The sequence below is a fragment of the Rhizobium sullae genome, assembly GCF_025200715.1.
Lineage (GTDB): Bacteria > Pseudomonadota > Alphaproteobacteria > Rhizobiales > Rhizobiaceae > Rhizobium > Rhizobium sullae.
This window is the reverse complement of record NZ_CP104144.1, coordinates 523,869-539,398: the sequence shown is the minus strand read 5'-3', so window position 1 is coordinate 539,398 and position 15,530 is coordinate 523,869. Positions and strand designations below refer to the sequence as shown.

General features: G+C 60.2%; 14 protein-coding genes and 1 pseudogene. 10 read left to right on the top strand and 5 right to left on the bottom strand.

The annotated features are described in order from the left end of the window. Positions 1-32: 32 nt before the first annotated feature. The 4 genes from N2599_RS23200 to N2599_RS23185 are packed head-to-tail and all read left to right on the top strand — an operon-like array spanning position 33 to position 3,363. Positions 33-896, top strand: coding sequence for a branched-chain amino acid ABC transporter permease (locus N2599_RS23200; protein WP_027511131.1), 864 nt, complete (start codon positions 33-35; stop codon positions 894-896). A 13-nt stretch (positions 897-909) separates the two neighbouring features. Then, positions 910-1,905 carry a branched-chain amino acid ABC transporter permease gene (locus tag N2599_RS23195; RefSeq protein ID WP_100771692.1) on the top strand — a complete coding sequence of 332 codons (996 nt, stop codon included), beginning with the start codon at positions 910-912 and terminating at the stop codon, positions 1,903-1,905. Further along, on the top strand, positions 1,902-2,666 hold the full coding sequence (locus N2599_RS23190; protein WP_027511129.1) for an ABC transporter ATP-binding protein: 765 nt from the start codon (positions 1,902-1,904) through the stop codon (positions 2,664-2,666). Before N2599_RS23195 ends, N2599_RS23190 begins: the two co-directional genes overlap by 4 nt. Continuing rightward, complete coding sequence (locus tag N2599_RS23185) at positions 2,647-3,363, top strand: ABC transporter ATP-binding protein (RefSeq protein ID WP_027511128.1); 717 nt, start codon at positions 2,647-2,649, stop codon at positions 3,361-3,363. The genes N2599_RS23190 and N2599_RS23185 overlap by 20 nt, the downstream gene beginning before the upstream one ends. Before the next feature lie 14 nt (positions 3,364-3,377). On the opposite strand, the gene N2599_RS23180 is transcribed toward N2599_RS23185, so the two are convergent. Beyond that, the gene (locus N2599_RS23180; protein WP_027511127.1) at positions 3,378-3,881 is read right to left on the bottom strand and encodes a GNAT family N-acetyltransferase; all 504 of its coding nucleotides are present in this window, start codon (positions 3,879-3,881) and stop codon (positions 3,378-3,380) included. An 89-nt stretch (positions 3,882-3,970) separates the two neighbouring features. Between N2599_RS23180 and N2599_RS23175 the strand changes: the two are divergent. Then, positions 3,971-4,721 (top strand): annotated as a pseudogene (locus N2599_RS23175) (SDR family oxidoreductase). 289 nt (positions 4,722-5,010) lie between these two features. Next, positions 5,011-5,841 (top strand): MBL fold metallo-hydrolase, encoded by an 831-nt coding sequence (locus N2599_RS23165; protein WP_027511126.1) that lies wholly within the window; start codon positions 5,011-5,013, stop codon positions 5,839-5,841. On the opposite strand, the gene N2599_RS23160 is transcribed toward N2599_RS23165, so the two are convergent. Then, positions 5,823-6,602, bottom strand: coding sequence for a polysaccharide deacetylase family protein (locus tag N2599_RS23160; RefSeq protein WP_027511125.1), 780 nt, complete (start codon positions 6,600-6,602; stop codon positions 5,823-5,825). The two genes, N2599_RS23165 and N2599_RS23160, sit on opposite strands and share 19 nt — an antisense overlap. Continuing rightward, on the bottom strand, positions 6,599-7,687 hold the full coding sequence (locus tag N2599_RS23155; RefSeq protein WP_027511124.1) for a glycosyltransferase family 4 protein: 1,089 nt from the start codon (positions 7,685-7,687) through the stop codon (positions 6,599-6,601). Before N2599_RS23155 ends, N2599_RS23160 begins: the two co-directional genes overlap by 4 nt. 302 nt (positions 7,688-7,989) lie before the next feature. On the opposite strand from N2599_RS23155, the gene N2599_RS23150 reads away from it, so the two are divergent. Together N2599_RS23150 and N2599_RS23145 are read left to right on the top strand one after the other, a co-directional pair. Beyond that, a complete protein-coding gene (locus tag N2599_RS23150; protein ID WP_027511123.1) occupies positions 7,990-9,717 on the top strand; it encodes an adenylate/guanylate cyclase domain-containing protein in 1,728 nt (575 codons plus the stop codon). Then, on the top strand, positions 9,707-10,585 hold the full coding sequence (locus tag N2599_RS23145; protein ID WP_027511122.1) for an FkbM family methyltransferase: 879 nt from the start codon (positions 9,707-9,709) through the stop codon (positions 10,583-10,585). The genes N2599_RS23150 and N2599_RS23145 overlap by 11 nt, the downstream gene beginning before the upstream one ends. Here the strand turns inward: N2599_RS23145 and N2599_RS23140 are convergent, their stop codons facing one another. Continuing rightward, positions 10,586-11,065 (bottom strand): class I SAM-dependent methyltransferase, encoded by a 480-nt coding sequence (locus N2599_RS23140; RefSeq protein WP_027511121.1) that lies wholly within the window; start codon positions 11,063-11,065, stop codon positions 10,586-10,588. It abuts the gene before it with no gap. A gap of 123 nt (positions 11,066-11,188) precedes the next feature. On the opposite strand from N2599_RS23140, the gene N2599_RS23135 reads away from it, so the two are divergent. Next, a complete protein-coding gene (locus N2599_RS23135; protein WP_027511120.1) occupies positions 11,189-12,364 on the top strand; it encodes a DUF3095 domain-containing protein in 1,176 nt (391 codons plus the stop codon). On the opposite strand, the gene N2599_RS23130 is transcribed toward N2599_RS23135, so the two are convergent. Beyond that, a complete protein-coding gene (locus tag N2599_RS23130) occupies positions 12,354-13,694 on the bottom strand; it encodes a nucleotide sugar dehydrogenase (protein WP_037142409.1) in 1,341 nt (446 codons plus the stop codon). The genes N2599_RS23135 and N2599_RS23130 overlap by 11 nt on opposite strands. A gap of 448 nt (positions 13,695-14,142) precedes the next feature. Here N2599_RS23130 and N2599_RS23125 point away from each other — a divergent pair, with 448 nt between their 5' ends. Beyond that, entirely contained in the window at positions 14,143-15,486 is a 1,344-nt protein-coding gene (locus N2599_RS23125; RefSeq protein WP_027511118.1) for an adenylate/guanylate cyclase domain-containing protein, read from the top strand. Positions 15,487-15,530 lie beyond the last annotated feature (44 nt).

The following is a 15,530-nucleotide window of genomic DNA, read 5'->3' as shown; positions in this document are numbered from 1 at the left end:
TTCATGGACGACAAAAGGAACACACGAACCTCATGCAAACTGTCTTCAGCATAGCCGTCGATGCGCTTGCCTATGGCATGGTGCTGTTCGTGATCTCGATCGGCCTGTCAGTCACCATGGGCCTGATGCGCGTCGTCAACCTCGCCCATGGCGCCTTCGCAATGATCGGCGGCTATATCGCCTCCTACGCAGCGCATGATCTCGGTCTCGGGTACGGAATAGCAGTTATTGTCGCCGTCGTCGGAACCATCGTCATCGCCATTCCTGTCGAACGCTTCCTATTCCGCCGCATCTATGGTGCGCCGGAACTTACCCAGGTGCTGATGACGATCGGCATCACCTTCTGCATCATCGGCATCGCCAACTACGTCATGGGACCGACGCTGAAGACCATTCCGCTGCCCGACGGCTTGCGAGGCTCCGCCGATCTTGGTTTTCGCACCATTCCGGTGCACCGGCTTTTTGCCATCCTTTGCGGCCTCGCCGTCGCAGCCGCCCTTTGGTACACGATCGAGAAGACGAGTTTCGGCGTGAAACTGCGCGCGTCCGTCGACAATGCCGCCATGGCCGCAGCGCTTGGGGTGCGCACGGAGATCATCTATGCGCTAAGCTTCGCCGTCGCCGTCGGCCTTTCAGCCTTCGGCGGCGTGGTCGGCGCCGAGCTCTTGCCTGTCGAGCCCTATTATGCGCTGCGCTACATGGTGACCTTCCTCGTTGTCGTCTCGGTCGGCGGCGCGGGCTCCATTCCGGGTGCTCTGATTGCCTGCCTGGTGCTCGGCGGCATCGATACCACGGGCCGCTATCTGATGCCGGAATATGGGGAATTCTTCTTCTATCTCGCCGTCATCGCCATCATCTGCGTTTTCCCGCGCGGCTTTGCCGGAAGGATGAAGTAGGATGACGATCGCCATGAACACACAAATAACGACGGCCGCACCCACCCGGCGCCATCGCTCGCTTGGCCGCGATGCGGCCGGCATTGCCGCAATCCTTGTGCTCGCCGGTTTTGGCTATCTGCTCTTTCCGGATAACCTTGCGCTGCTGACGCGCGTCATCGCGATCTCCTTGCTCGTCCTGTCGCTCGATCTCGTCACCGGCTATTGCGGCGTGGCGACGCTCGGTCACGCCGCGCTCTTCGGCTCCGGTGCTTATGCGGCGGGCATTGTCTCGGCCCATTACGGCATCACCGATCCGCTCCTGATGACCGCTGCCGGTGTCGCCGGCGGTGCGGCTGCGGGCCTCGTCTGCGGTTTCGTCGTCCTGCGCGCCCATGGCCTGCCGCAGCTTGTCCTTTCGATCGCGCTCATCCACCTCTTCCACGAATTCGCCAATAAGGCGTCGTCCTGGACCGGCGGCAGCGACGGCCTTTCGGGCGTCTCGGCCGATCCGGTGTTCGGCATCTTCGAGTTCGATCTTTACGGCCACACTGCCTATGTTTTCGGGGTGATCCTGCTGCTTGCCGTTGTCATTCTGCTCCGCCTTCTGGTGCGTTCGCCCTTCGGCATGCTCTGCCGCGGCATCAAGGAAGACGCCTTGCGCATCCGCGCAATGGGCGCTTCACCGAAAGCAGCGTTGATGAAGATGTATGTCATCTCCGGTGCGGTCGCCGGTGTTGGTGGTGCGCTCAACGCCATCTCGACGCAGGTCGTCGGCCTCGACAGCCTCTCCTTCACGCTTTCGGCCGAAAGCCTTGTCATGCTTGTGCTCGGCGGCACCGGCTCGCTCTTCGGTGCGCTCTCCGGCACCGTCATCTTCATGCTCTTCGAGGATTATGTGTCGGCTGCAAACCCTTTCCATTGGCTGACGATGGTCGGCGCGCTTCTGATTGCCGTCGTACTCTTCGCTCCGAAGGGGCTTTACGGGACCGCAGCTGCCTTCTTCGCCCGCCGCAGGGAGGCCGAATGAGCCCCGTCTTCGAAGTCATCAATCTCAGGAAATCCTTCGGCGGCCTTGCGGTCACCAACAACGTGTCGATCTCGATGGCACCAGGTGATCGCGTCGCGCTCATCGGCCCCAACGGCGCCGGCAAGACCACTTTCGTCAATCTCGTCACCGGCAACCTTCCGCCGGACTCCGGCGACGTGCGCCTCGCTGGCGAGACCGTGACCAGGATCGGTGCGGCAGGCCGCGTCAGGCGCGGCCTCGTCCGTTCCTTCCAGGTCACCCGGCTCTTCCAGGAAATGACGCCGGCCGAACATGTCGCGCTTGCGATCCTGCAGCGCGACGGACGCACGGGCCGGATGTTCGGAAACTTTCTCAAAATGCCGAACGTCATGGCAGAAGTCGTCGATCTGCTCGGCACGCTCGGCCTTAACGATCTCATGCATCGCAAGGTCAGGGAAATTGCTTATGGTCAGCAGCGCCTCCTCGAAATTGCCGTCGCCATGGCACTGAAGCCGAAAGTGCTGTTGCTTGACGAGCCCGCAGCAGGCGTGCCCCAGAGCGACACCGGCCGCATCGAACAGGCGCTCGCCGATCTGCCCGCCGATCTAGCGGTCCTGATGATCGAGCACGACATGGATCTCGTCTTCCGCTTCGCCAGGCGCGTCATCGTGCTTGCGGCAGGCGCCATCATCTTCGATGGCGCCCCAGCCGACGTCACCAAGGATGCCCGCGTGCGCGAGGCCTATCTCGGGAGCTATGCCAATGCCAGCCACGCCGCTTGATGTCGAAAATCTCTCCGCCGGCTATGGACCGACGCGGGTTCTGGAGGGCGTCTCCTTTTCTATGCCCGCTGGCGCGCGCCTTGCCATCCTCGGCCGCAACGGAATGGGCAAGACAACCTTGCTTGCGACGCTTGCCGGACAGACCAAGCTTTATGATGGCCGCATCCGCCTTGGCTCCTCCGACGTTACGGCAATGGCCAGCGCCGCTCGCGCCCATCAGGGGCTCGGGTATGTGCCGCAGGCGCGCTGCATCTTCCCGACGCTGACGGTCGAGGAAAATCTCTTCGTTGGCCTCAAGGGACGGCCGAAGACGGCGCTCGAAGAGGCCTACCAGATGTTTCCGCGCCTGAAGGAACGCCGCCGCAATCTCGGCAGCCAGCTCTCCGGCGGCGAGCAGCAGATGCTTTCGACCGCCCGCACCATTCTCGGCCGCCCCTCCGTGCTGCTGCTCGACGAACCGTTGGAAGGTCTCGCACCCGTCATCTGCGAAGAGCTGATGGCAGCGTTTTCCGAACTCGCTCAAACCGGCGACATGACGATACTGCTCGTCGAACAGCGCATCCAGAGCGCACTCGACTTCGCCGATCAGGTCATCATTCTGGAGCGCGGCCGCCTTGCCTGGACCGGCACACCCGATGCGCTATCGACGGATCACGATGCCGTGGAACGCCTGCTCGGCGTCGGCGGCTTGCATTAGGCCCTATGCGCGGCCTAGTCGTTCGTCACCTCGAAAGCCGCGTCATAGGTGACCATGCCTGCCGGCATTTCGCCGCTGAAACACAACGCCTGGAAATATTCGGGCGGAACCCCTGCAAGCCTGAGGCGCGCATCCGCCCTGAAGCCGAACCGGCCGTAATAATTCGGATCTCCAAGCAGGAGACATCCATTGGCATTGCGTTTTCGGATGGCTGCGAGCCCTTCGCGCACCAGAGCGCTGCCGATGCCCTCGCGCTGTCTTTCAGGCGCGACGGCGATCGGACCCAGGCCGTACCAACCGAGATCTTCGCCGTCGATCATCACGGGTGAGAACGCGATATGGCCGATGATGCCGCTTTCGTCTTCGGCAACCAACGTCACGGAAAGCGCTCCGTTCCTGCGCAGGGCGTCGACAATTGCCGTTTCCGTCTGGCTGCTGTAAGCCTTGCCGGCGAATGCCGTGCTAACCAGCGCGCGGATCGCCGGGATATCGGCTTCGGTCTCGTTGCGGATGCGCATGATGATCCTCCACTCTAGGGCCGGACATAACAGACCGCAGCGGCCTGCGTCAAAGCCACTGCTTGCATTGACACGGCAACTCCTCTTCAATCAGCCGTAACAATGAGGAGTCTGGTTTGTCTTTTCACTTGTTCGACCTCGGCCATGCGCTGGCGCTCGGCCTTGCAGAACACGGCGCTTCCCTCGTCATCAACGGCCGCAATGCCCGGAAAGCAGCCGCCGCAGCGGAGACGATCAGGGCAAGAGGATTCCATGCGCTGAGCGCGGCCTTCGACGTGACCGACGCTGCCGCGGCGCGCGATGGCATCGCCTATATCGAAAGCGAGATCGGCCCGGTGGACATCCTCGTCAATAATGCCGGAATGCAGTTTCGAACGCCGCTGGAATCTTTCCCGATCGAAAAGTGGGATGAACTGCTGAAGACCAACGTCTCAAGCATCTTTTACGTCAGCCAGGCGGCGGCGCAGGCAATGATTGCCCGCGGAAAAGGCAAGATCATCAACATCGCCTCCGTCCAGGCCGAACTCGCTCGCCCGGGCATTGCCCCTTATACGGCGACCAAGGGTGCGGTCAGAAATCTCACCGGCGGCATGGCGACAGATTGGGTAAAATACGGCCTGCAGGCGAACGCGATCGCACCCGGCTATTTCAAGACGCCACTCAACCAGGCGCTGGTGGACGATCCGAATTTCTCGGCTTGGCTGGAGAACCGGACACCTGCAGGCCGATGGGGCAACGGGAGAACTGGTCGGCGCAGTCGTCTTTCTCGCCTCGGACGCTTCCTCCTTCGTCAACGGCCACATGCTGATGGTCGATGGCGGCATCACCGCCAGCCTTTAGATAGGGACGCCGGAAAGCAGAGAATTGTATTTTCGTCCTGGAAGGGCCACCTAATATGGCAGGAACTGTCCGCCGCCTCACAGACTCCGGCATTTCCGTTTACGGAAAACAAACCATGTCCGGCTGCATTCGGATCCAAATACTGCTGCCTTAGGAAAATCTACTCCTTCTGCTGCTAGCGATTGGGACAATAGGCAGGATAGAGGCAACCCCGCGGAATTCCGCACTTCGCATCAGGGTTAAACTATGATTACGATAGCGCCACGCGGGAGCCCGATTTTGAAGAACCATGAGTAACGATCAGTTTCAGGTAAAATTTTGGGGCGTTCGCGGCAGCATCCCGGTATCGGGCCCCGAATTCGACCGCTACGGCGGCAACACTTCCTGCATCGAAGTCCGCTGCGGCGACCACCTGATGATCTTCGATGCAGGCTCCGGCCTGCGCGAGGCGGGGTTTGCCATGCTTAATGAAGGCGTCACGCACGTCGATCTGTTCTTTAGCCACTGTCATTACGACCACATCATCGGTCTGCCCTTCTTCAAGGCGATCTACTATCCCTCGATAAACGTCAACATCTGGTCCGGCCATCTGAACGGCAAGATGAGCACCAAGGAGATGGTCGATCAGTTCATCAGCCCGCCATGGTTCCCGGTGAAGACGGATATCTGTCAGGCAACGATGAACTTCCGCGACTTTCGTGCCGGCGACACGCTTTCCCCGCATAGCGGCGTCCGCATAAAGACCTACATGCTCAATCATCCCGGTGGCGCAATCGGCTATCGGATCGAGTGGGAGGGCCGCGCAATCGCCCTCGTTTTCGACATCGAACACATTCCGGGAACACACGACCCCGTCGCGCTGGAAATGATGAAAGGTGCGGATCTGGCGATCTACGACTGCACCTACAACGAAGACGAGATGCAGCGTTTCAAGGGTTTCGGCCACTCGACCTGGCAGCACGGCACGGAACTTGCCAAAATGGCCGGGACGAAGCGCTTTGCGCTCTTCCACCATGCGCCGTCGCGCACAGACGAGCAGCTCGGCAAAATGGAAAAGGATGCCCAGGCGGCGTTTCCCGGCGCGTTCGCGGCGCGTGACAATCAGGTTGTCGACATCTGATCTTTCACAAGGGCAGTCGCCGGCTTCCATGCGATCGCCGGGTGATCGCCGGTTTCTGCAAGGAACCCCTCGGTAAATTTCCACGCAGTCGCGTCATGTGCGAGATGATGGGTCAGCAAGCCGACCGGTTCGTGGCGGCCTTCGAAACGGTCCTGCAGTTCCGTCACCAGTTCGCTTACAAGTTCGTCATGCGGCTTTCCGACGCGCGGCCCCTTTCGGTCCGCTCCTCGTCCCATGACGTCGATATGGGTGTTGAGGAGCGGGATCGAGGCTTCCTCGGCCGCCCGGCCGAAAGCCGACATGCATTCGAAACCGAGCGCCGGGAGCTTTGAAACAAGGCTCCCGTCGATGCGGTTCCACGGCGGCACCAGCATGGGAATGAACCGCGCCGGATGCAGTCGCTGCAGTGTCAGAAAGCCGCTATAAAGTTCGCCAAGCACGGCCTCCGCCAGGCGGTGTCCGCCAAGCTCCTGCTTTTTCTCTTGCGGCGGCGCATGGTTCTCATGCGACCAACCATGCACGGCAACGCTGACGCCGCTCGCAGCCGAAAGCCGCTCGGAAAGCGCCGGACCGGTCTTTGCCGGAACGACAGCAACGGTCAACGGCGTCTCATGCGCGTTTGCAAGGCCGAGCAATCTGTCCAGCGCCGCCGTCGGCTCGATCGCATCGTCATCGCGCCACCAGAAGCGGGCCACTTTTCCAGCCTCCTGCCAGCGCGCAAGTTCTTCATGGAGGGGTCTCCAGACCGAATTGCCGCTCATGGTTCAACTCCTGCGTATATTTTCAGTATCCCGTCCAGTTCCCTGGCGGCGATCTCCAACGATCGCTCTTCCAGCACGAAACGCCGCGCCGCTTCCCCCATCTCCTGGCGTCGCGCCGGATCGTGCAGCAGCCGGTCGATCGCGGCCGCAAAGGCGCCGACATTGCCATCCGCCGTTAATATGCCGGTCACGCCATCTTGGATCACCGCGGGCACGCCCGCGGTTCGCTGCGCCACCGCCGGCAAACCGGCCGCCTGAGCTTCCAGATAGGCAAGACCGTAGGCTTCGCCACAGCCAGGCCAGACATAAAGGCCTGATGTGCAGAGCAGACAGGCGACGTCGCCAGCACTGCGCTCTCCCAGCCAATCGATACGGCCAGGTGGGAAATCCGAAAACAGCGCCTCGACTTCCGTCCGCATCGGTCCATCGCCAATGATGCCCAGCGTCCAGGTCTTTTCTTCGATCATCCGCAACGCCGCGGCCAGCATCGTGTAGCTGGCCATCTTGTCGCCGGCGCGCATCATGGCGACCGTTACAAGCCGTTTCGAATCCGGCCGCAGATCGATATTCCTGACAGACGCCGTGTCGATGAACGGCTTGATTAAGGCAAGTCGAGCCTCGGGAACAGCCTGCCCGACTCCTGCCTCGTCACGTTCCGTGAGCGCGATGTTAATGGCCGCCTGCCGGATTGCTGCGGCAACCAGCGCCTGCGACGGTGCCCAGCCGGTGGCGTCACGTTTGCGGGAATAGGATGTCTCGGCAGTGACATAAGGAATGCCGAATTCCGCCGCGAGTATCGGTCCGAAGGGATCCGGAGATTTGTAGTACGGATGATAACAGAACCAGAGATGCGGTTTTGGCTCGTTGTGCCACGCCCTCCTCAGCCGAAGAAGTTCTGCCTGCCGCTCGTCCTCAAGCGCCGCTGCCGCCTCGGGGGTCGGTGCAAAATTGCGGAACTCGGAGGCGATCTCGACGGAATGGCCGGCGAGTTGCAGCGCCCTGACAAGCAGCCGTGCCATCAGGCGGTCGCCGGAGGGTGTCGGGTGGTTAGGAGATTTCAGCGGCGCGTAAAATGCAATCCGCATCAGCACGCTCCTTTGAGAACGCACTGTTTCCAACCAGCCATCCGGCCTATCGCGAAAATTTCCGCTATTGTCCGCTTCCTTAAAAGTTACTGATAAACATATGGAATGTGATCGCGGCTGGAGAAGACAGCATTCCGCATTTATCCAAACATCACTAGAGCATGATGCTGAAAGCTGTGAAGTGATTTTCGCCGGATCACATTCCAGCCTTTCGGTCGGGCGGCGGATTCAGATTTAGGTCAAGTCGATCTAAAGTTAACCGGTTCCCAGCAAAAGCATTCGAACTTCAAGAACGGGAATGAATGGCAACCGTCGTGCACACAGGGATCTTCTCGGAGCGCAACATCCGGCGCGCGCGGCTCGGCTCGGGCCTTGTCATGTTCGCTTTCGTGGTTCTTCACCTGTCGAACCATGCACTCGGCCTCATTTCCGTCGCCGCTGCCGATGATGGCCGCCGGCTGTTTGTCGCCCTTTGGCGAAATCCGCTCGGCACGTTGATCCTCTACAGCGCGATCTTCGTTCACATCACGCTGGTGTTTCGCTCGTTATACATGCGCCGCAGCCTGGTCATGCCGAACGGCGAAATGGCGCAGATCGTGGTCGGCCTCGCGATCCCGCTGCTTCTGATCGATCATGTGGTCGGAACGCGTATCGTTCACGAACTTTACAGATATGCCGACAGCTACGAAACGGTCGTTCGCCAGCTATGGATCCTCTCTTTCGGCAACGGCATCCGGCAGGCAGTCGCGCTCGTCGTCGTCTGGATCCACGGCTGCATCGGCCTGCATTTCTGGCTGCGCTACCGGCCTTGGTATGACGGTCTTGCGCCGCTGCTTTTGGCGCTTGCCATCCTGCTGCCGGTGCTTTCGCTGCTCGGCTTTATCGAAATGGGCCGTACGATCGCCGAACCGGATTACGAAGGTCTTGTCGACACCGGGCGCTATCAGGAGAACCTGAACACCCGTTATTTTTCCGATCCGGACGCCCAGCGGCAGATCGCAATGATCCGCGCCGGGCTCTACGGCTCCTTTTCGCTGACGCTTTTGTCCGTCGTCGCTGCGCGCACCCGCCGCAAATGGAAGGAGCGTACCGACCAGATTGCCGTGCATTATCCGGGAGGCGAAACGATCAAGGTGCCGCGCGGTTTCACGGTGCTTGAGGCAAGCCGTCTCGGTGGGCTGCCGCATTACTCGGTCTGCGGCGGCAAAGGACAGTGCTCCACCTGCCGCGTTCAGATTCTCGGCGATTACGAGCGTCTGCCGCAGCCTGACCAACTGGAGCAGAAGACGCTCGACCGCATCAATGCGGGCCTGGACGTGCGTCTCGCCTGTCAGCTCCGCCCGGACCACGACATCACCGTCGTACCGCTCCTGATCCCGGCAACGGAAACCTCCCTGCCCGCCAATACGCAGGAAACAAACCCCGGCCGGGAGCGGGACATCGCGGTGCTTTTCTGCGACATCCGCAACTTCACGAGCCTGACGGAAACCCGGCTGCCCTTCGACATCGTTTTCCTGCTCAATCGTTACTTTGCGCTTGTCGGCAAGGCAGTGGAACAGACAGGCGGACGGATAGACAAGTTCATCGGCGACGGCGCCATGGCTCTGTTCGGCATCGGCACTTCGCCCGAGGACGCTTGCCGACAGGCGCTCAAGGCAGCCGAAACGATCGCCTTCGAAATCGAAAAATTGGGTGCCGAACTCGCCGATGAACTGACGATCCCCCTGCAGATCGCGATCGGAATCCATTTCGGGCCGGCCGTCGTCGGAACAATGGGGTATGGCAGGGTGCGAAATCTGACCGCCGTCGGCGACACGGTGAACGTCGCAAGCCGCCTTGAGAGCGCCGCCAAGGAGTTCGGTGCGGCGCTTGTTATTTCCGAGCCGGTGGCCGATCTTTCGGGCGCGGACATGCGCGGCATCGAAAGCCGCAACATCAGCGTGCGCGGCCGTGCTCTGCCTTTGAAAGTCTATGTGGTCGATAAAGAACAAGCGGCTAGGCCGCTCAACGGAAAGCCTGATGGCCGTTAACACGTGGCGTTCAAAAAAATACTGGCGAAAGCGGCTGCGCAAGGTGCGAAACACCCTGGCGGGCCGCTTCTTTGACACGCGCTTCGGCCGCCGACTGCTCATCGAGAATATCGGTCCGCGCGTAGTTTCCATGACCGTTGATGGCGGCGATCATCTGATGACCTTTTCGCCGTCCGACTATATCGGCCGCAAGGTCTTCCGGAAGGGGCATTTCGAACGCGAGAACGTCGACCGGCTGCTGGCGTCGCTGCGTGAACGCGGCCTGTTGCGAAAGGAGGGCGTCCTGCTTGAACTCGGCGGCAATATCGGGACGCAGACCGTCTATTTCGCGCTGAGCAACGCCTATTCGCACATCGTCAGCGTGGAGCCTGACCCCCGCAATTTTCGGCTGCTGGAAACCAACATTCGCAAGAACGGGCTGGAGGAGAAGGTCACGCTCGTCAACTGCGCCGCAGGGGAGACTGCGGGAGAGATCGATTTCTTTCTCAACGCAAACAACCACGGAAAGAGCAGCGCCATTCGCCAAAGTTCGTCGGATATCAGGGTGAGCGTTCCGGTAAAGCCAGTGGGCGATATCATCGGTCACGCAGGTTTCAATGAGAGCGACATCGGCCTCGTCTGGATGGACATCGAAGGCTATGAACCTGTCGCCTGCCGTTCCATGGCACCGCTGATGTCGCGGCGCGTGCCGCTCTACATGGAATTCACGCCGATCTTCTACGGGCCAGGACAGACCCGCGATTTCGTAGCAGCGCTTTCAAGCTTCTACGAGGATTGCATCGTCTTCTTCGAGGTGGGCGAGCAGGACATGAAGGTCCGCGACCTGCCGGGCGGCATCGACCAATATGACGTGCTCTTCCTGCCCTGACTATTTGCGCCGGTAGAGAAAATACCGTCCATCCTTGATGCCGTCAGGCAGCGGCAGCGGCTCCAGCTCTGGCCAATCGAGCGGCAGGCCGCTGACGGCGATACCGCCCGCTTTAAGAACGCCGGCCACCAGCTGCGGCAGCCAGGTCAGCGTTACCGCGTCGATCTCGTCGTGGCCGGTCCCGATGTCGGCATGGGCAAGTGCCGCACCGATGCCTACGAAGGCCGGGCCGCTCTTGCGGATATCGCCCGTTACCATGTCCTCCGGAGGCGGTGTCGAGGCTGAATAGGAGTGCACCTCGCGATCGAAGGCAATGATGCGGCGGTTCGGGAGAAGTTCACGCAAATGATCATAGGTCCGGCCGTTTCCGAGGCCGAATTCCAGAACCGGACCGTCCGTATCCTGGACCAGAGCGCCGATGGAATTGAGGATATCGCGCTGAGCCGTCAAACGGCGGATGAAGCTGTCGAGGCGGCTCATATATGTCCTTGTCCGTCATTCTTTTTTTCAATCCGGTGCTATCACATGAAACCGCGCAAAGTCGATCACCGTAAATCAAAATGCCGTTGCCGCAGCGATACGGGTCTGTGATAAGGTTGGATTATGAATGCCGTTTCGGATCAGAAATTCTTTGCGACAGTGCCGGTCTTCACCGATTTCGAGGGTGTGACCGATGCCGGAAACTACCGGCCACTGCCGGACGGCTGGATTTTGGCGCTTGCCGATATCGTCGGATCTACGCAGGCGATCGAAGGCGGCCGCTACAAGGACGTCAACATGGCCGGCGCCTCCGTTATCTCCGCCGTGCTGAATGCCGTCGGCAAGGGCGATTATCCCTTCGTTTTCGGCGGCGATGGGGCGCTCATAGCTTTGCCGGGATCCCTCGAACAGATTGCGCGCGATGCGCTCGCGGCCGTGCAGATCTGGGTCGAGGAGGATCTCGGTTTCACGCTCCGCGCCGCCGTCGTGCCGCTTGCCGATATCCGCCGCGAGGGTCTCGATGTGATGATCGCCCGCTATTCCGCGAGCCCCTACGTTACCTACGCGATGTTTTCGGGGGGCGGCAACAGCTGGGCCGAACGGCAGATGAAGGACGGCAATTACGCCGTTGCACGCGCAGCACCAGGTAGCCGGCCGAATCTCGCCGGGCTCTCCTGCCGTTGGAACCCGATCTCATCGAACTATGGAGAAATCGTCTCCATCATTGCCGTGCCTGGCGCAATGGGAGTAGGAGCGGAGTTTCAGCAATTGGTCACGACAATCGTCGCGATTGCCGCCGAGCAGGGTCGTGGCGGCCATCCGATACCTCCGGAAGGTCCGAAGCTCTCCTTCTCGATGAAAGGCATTGATCGCGAAGTAAAGGTGGCCGCGCCAAAGGGAAAGCGTTTTCTTACAAAGCTCTTCATCATGCTGCAGCTCGCTCTCTTGGCCGCGCTCTACAAAATCGGTATGCCGCTCGGCAAATTCGACGCCCGGCGCTACAAGGAGGATGTTGCCGGAAACTCGGATTTCCGCAAATTCGACGACGGCCTGAAGATGACGATCGATGTGGATGCCGCACGGCTGAAGCGGATCGAAAAGCTGCTCGATGAAGCGCGGGCCAAGGGGATCGCCCGTTATGGACTGCATCGGCAAGAATCGGCGCTGATGACCTGTTTCGTGCCGACACCGCTTTCGCGCGATCACATGCACTTCATCGACGGCGCAAGCGGCGGCTATGCCGTTGCCGCCAGCAAAATCACCGGCAAGACGCTATCTGCGATAAACGTCACGCCTTGATGACGTGCTGTGCCGAAAGGCCGAGCCGCGTAAAGACGTTGCGCGTGTCGACGATCAGCGGTGCATCTTTGACAAGCGCGGCGTAATCGACCTGATCGTGATCGGTTGCAACCAGAACCGCGTCGTAACCCGCCACGGCTTCCTGCGTCAGCGCCACGGACTTCCGGCCCTTCAGCTCCTGATATTCGCGGGTCGACGGAATTTCGGCAACGAAAGGATCATGATAATCCGCCCTGCCGCCGCGCTCCTCGATGATTTCGATCAGGCGCAGCGACGGGCTCTCGCGGATGTCCGCGACATTCTTCTTGTAGGCAAGACCAAGGACCAAAACCTTGCTGCGGCTGAGCGCTTTTCCGGCGCGGATATCGAGTGCTTCTGCAAGCTTACCGACGACATAGCGCGGCATTGCCGAATTGATCTCGCCTGCAAGTTCGATGAAGCGCGTCGGCAGTTCGTATTCGCGGGATTTCCACGTCAGATAAAACGGATCGATCGGAATGCAGTGGCCGCCGAGCCCCGGCCCCGGATAGAACGGCATATAGCCGAACGGCTTGGTCTTGGCCGCGTCGATCACTTCCCAGACGTCAATACCCATCGCCGCATAGACGGTCTTCAGCTCGTTGACGAGCGCGATATTGACCGAACGAAAGATGTTCTCCGTAAGCTTTACCGCTTCGGCAGTCGCGTTAGAGGACACCGGAACGATGGTTGTTACCGCCGCACCATAGAAGGCTTTCATCAGTTCCAGCGCTTCCGGCCCATCGCCGGCGACAACCTTCGGAATGGTTGCGGTATGATAGTGCTGGTTGCCGGGGTCCTCGCGCTCTGGTGAGAAGCCGATGAAGAAATCCACGCCGGATCTCAGTCCCGTCTTTTCAAGGATCACCTTCACGATATCGTCCGTCGTACCAGGATAGGTCGTCGATTCCAGCACCACGAGTTGGCCAGCACGAAGATGCTCTGCGATCGAGCGTGACGTCGCCTCGACATAGGAAAGATCGGGATCGCGATGCTTCGTGAGTGGCGTCGGCACGCAGATGATGACGATGTCGCAAGCCTGGAGGCCCGCAAAGTCCGCCGTCGCTGAAAAGCGGCCTGCCTCCGCCTCCGTGTTCAACGCATCGTCGGCCACCGCGTCGATATAGGATTTGCGGGCGTCGAGCGCCACGATCTTCTTCGGATCGATATCGAAGCCGACAACGGCAAAGCCGCTCCTTGCAATCGCAATCGCCAGCGGCAGGCCGACATAGCCAAGTCCGATGATGCCCGCACGGGCCGAGCGGTTTTTAATCTTTGCGGAAAGGGCGGCGAAGGAGGATGGGCTGGCCAAGGCAGGTCTCTTCAAAAGAGGAAGTTAGGCTGTGAGATAATGCAAGATCGCCGGGATTGAAACCCGCAGTCTCCTAACGACGATGTGAGGCAGACGCGATCGCCATGCTTCATCGGCGCCGCATCTGCCGGGCATGGGTTCTCCAGTGTGACCGAAAAGACCCGGCCATCGTTCGCGATGATCGCGCAACGGGAGAAAATTGCCCCGATGCCATTGTTTCGCATTTCCGGCACGCCTATTTAAATCGAATAAGTGAATGACAGAAAGGACTGCCCGTCCTCCCGATTTCTATGGGTCTGACAGGTGCGTCTGCCGGGTCTTCGGCAGATCGTTGACACGATAATACCGCTCGTCCATCTTGAATTTCCGCCCTGCGCATGACGGTGCCGCGGGCCGGTTTTCTATCGTTTTTCAGGAACGGACGTGCTTTATGAGGATAATACCGAGAATGAGCACGATCGAATCCAGCGTGTCCTCCATCCTTCTGGACCGCGTCGCCGAATGGCTGACACATTCTTCGCTTGCAGGTGATGATCTCGAGAACATCGTTCGCGGTTTCTGCGAGCGGATTGCTGCCGCCGGCCTGCCGATCGCGCGCGTGCACCTGACGTTTTCGATGCTTCATCCGCTCTATGACGCTTTGGGTTTTACCTGGCGGCGGGCGAGCGGCGTCACGATCGAGGGCTATCGCCATTCGGTAGGCGCAAAGCCCGACCGTTTTCTCCAAAGCCCCTATTATTATCTGCTGGACAACAATCTCCAGCATATCCGCCGCCGCATCCCGCTCGATGGCCCGGCGGAATTCCCGATCTTCGAGGATCTTCGCGCCGAGAAGATCACCGACTATCTTGCTTTCGTGCAGCCCTTCGGCGACGGTTCTGTCCAGGGCATGATGGGTTCGTGGTCGACGGACAATCATTTTGGTTTTTCCGACGACATGATCGATGCGCTGCTGCGCATGCAGAATCATCTGGCCGTTGCCGCCAAGATGGCCGTGCTCGGCAAGCTCGCAAACAACATGCTGACGACTTATCTCGGCGGCGATGCAGGCAAGCGCGTGCTGAACGGCCAGATCCGCCGCGGCGACGGAGAAACGATCCGAGCCGCCCTTGTGATGGGCGATATGCGCCAGTCGACGATGTATGCCGAAAAGGAAGGCCGGCAGGCCTATATCGACACGCTGAACGAATTTTTCGACGCGATAGCAGCACCGTTCAACCGCAACGGCGGCGAGATCCTGAGCTTCCTGGGTGACGGCTTCCTCGCTGTCTATCCCTGCGGCCGTCACAAGGATCCGTCGAAGATTGCCTCGCAGGCGGCCCTTTCCGCCGTTTATCAGGCGCAGGCCCGCGTTGCCGAACTCAATAACGAACGCGCCGAAAAAGGTCTTGGCGCGATCAGCTATGGCATCGGACTGCATATCGGCAACGTGATGCTTGGCAATGTCGGCCTCAAGGACCGCCTGACGTTTTCGGCCTTCGGTTCGGCCGTCAACGAGGTCCAGCGCCTGCAGGCACTGACCAAGAAGTATAATCGCGAGGTCGTTGCCAGCCAGGCGTTTGCCGGCTATTGCGGCGGCGAATGGACGACCCTCGGCGAAGAGAAGCTGCGCGGCATCCGCCAGAAGGTGACGATCCTTCAGCCGCGCGCTCCCGCACCGGCACTCGCCATTGAAGGCGGTTTCCGCGAAGTCGCCCCGAACGGCCTTTCCGAAGCCGAACAGGTCATCCTGCTCCACCGCGACGCCAAGAAGCAGGCGAAGCGGCCAACGGTCGAGAGATTCGTTCAGTAGGCCGCGGCTGAAATGTTTGTTTTGCTTTTGTAAAATCAGGCGAA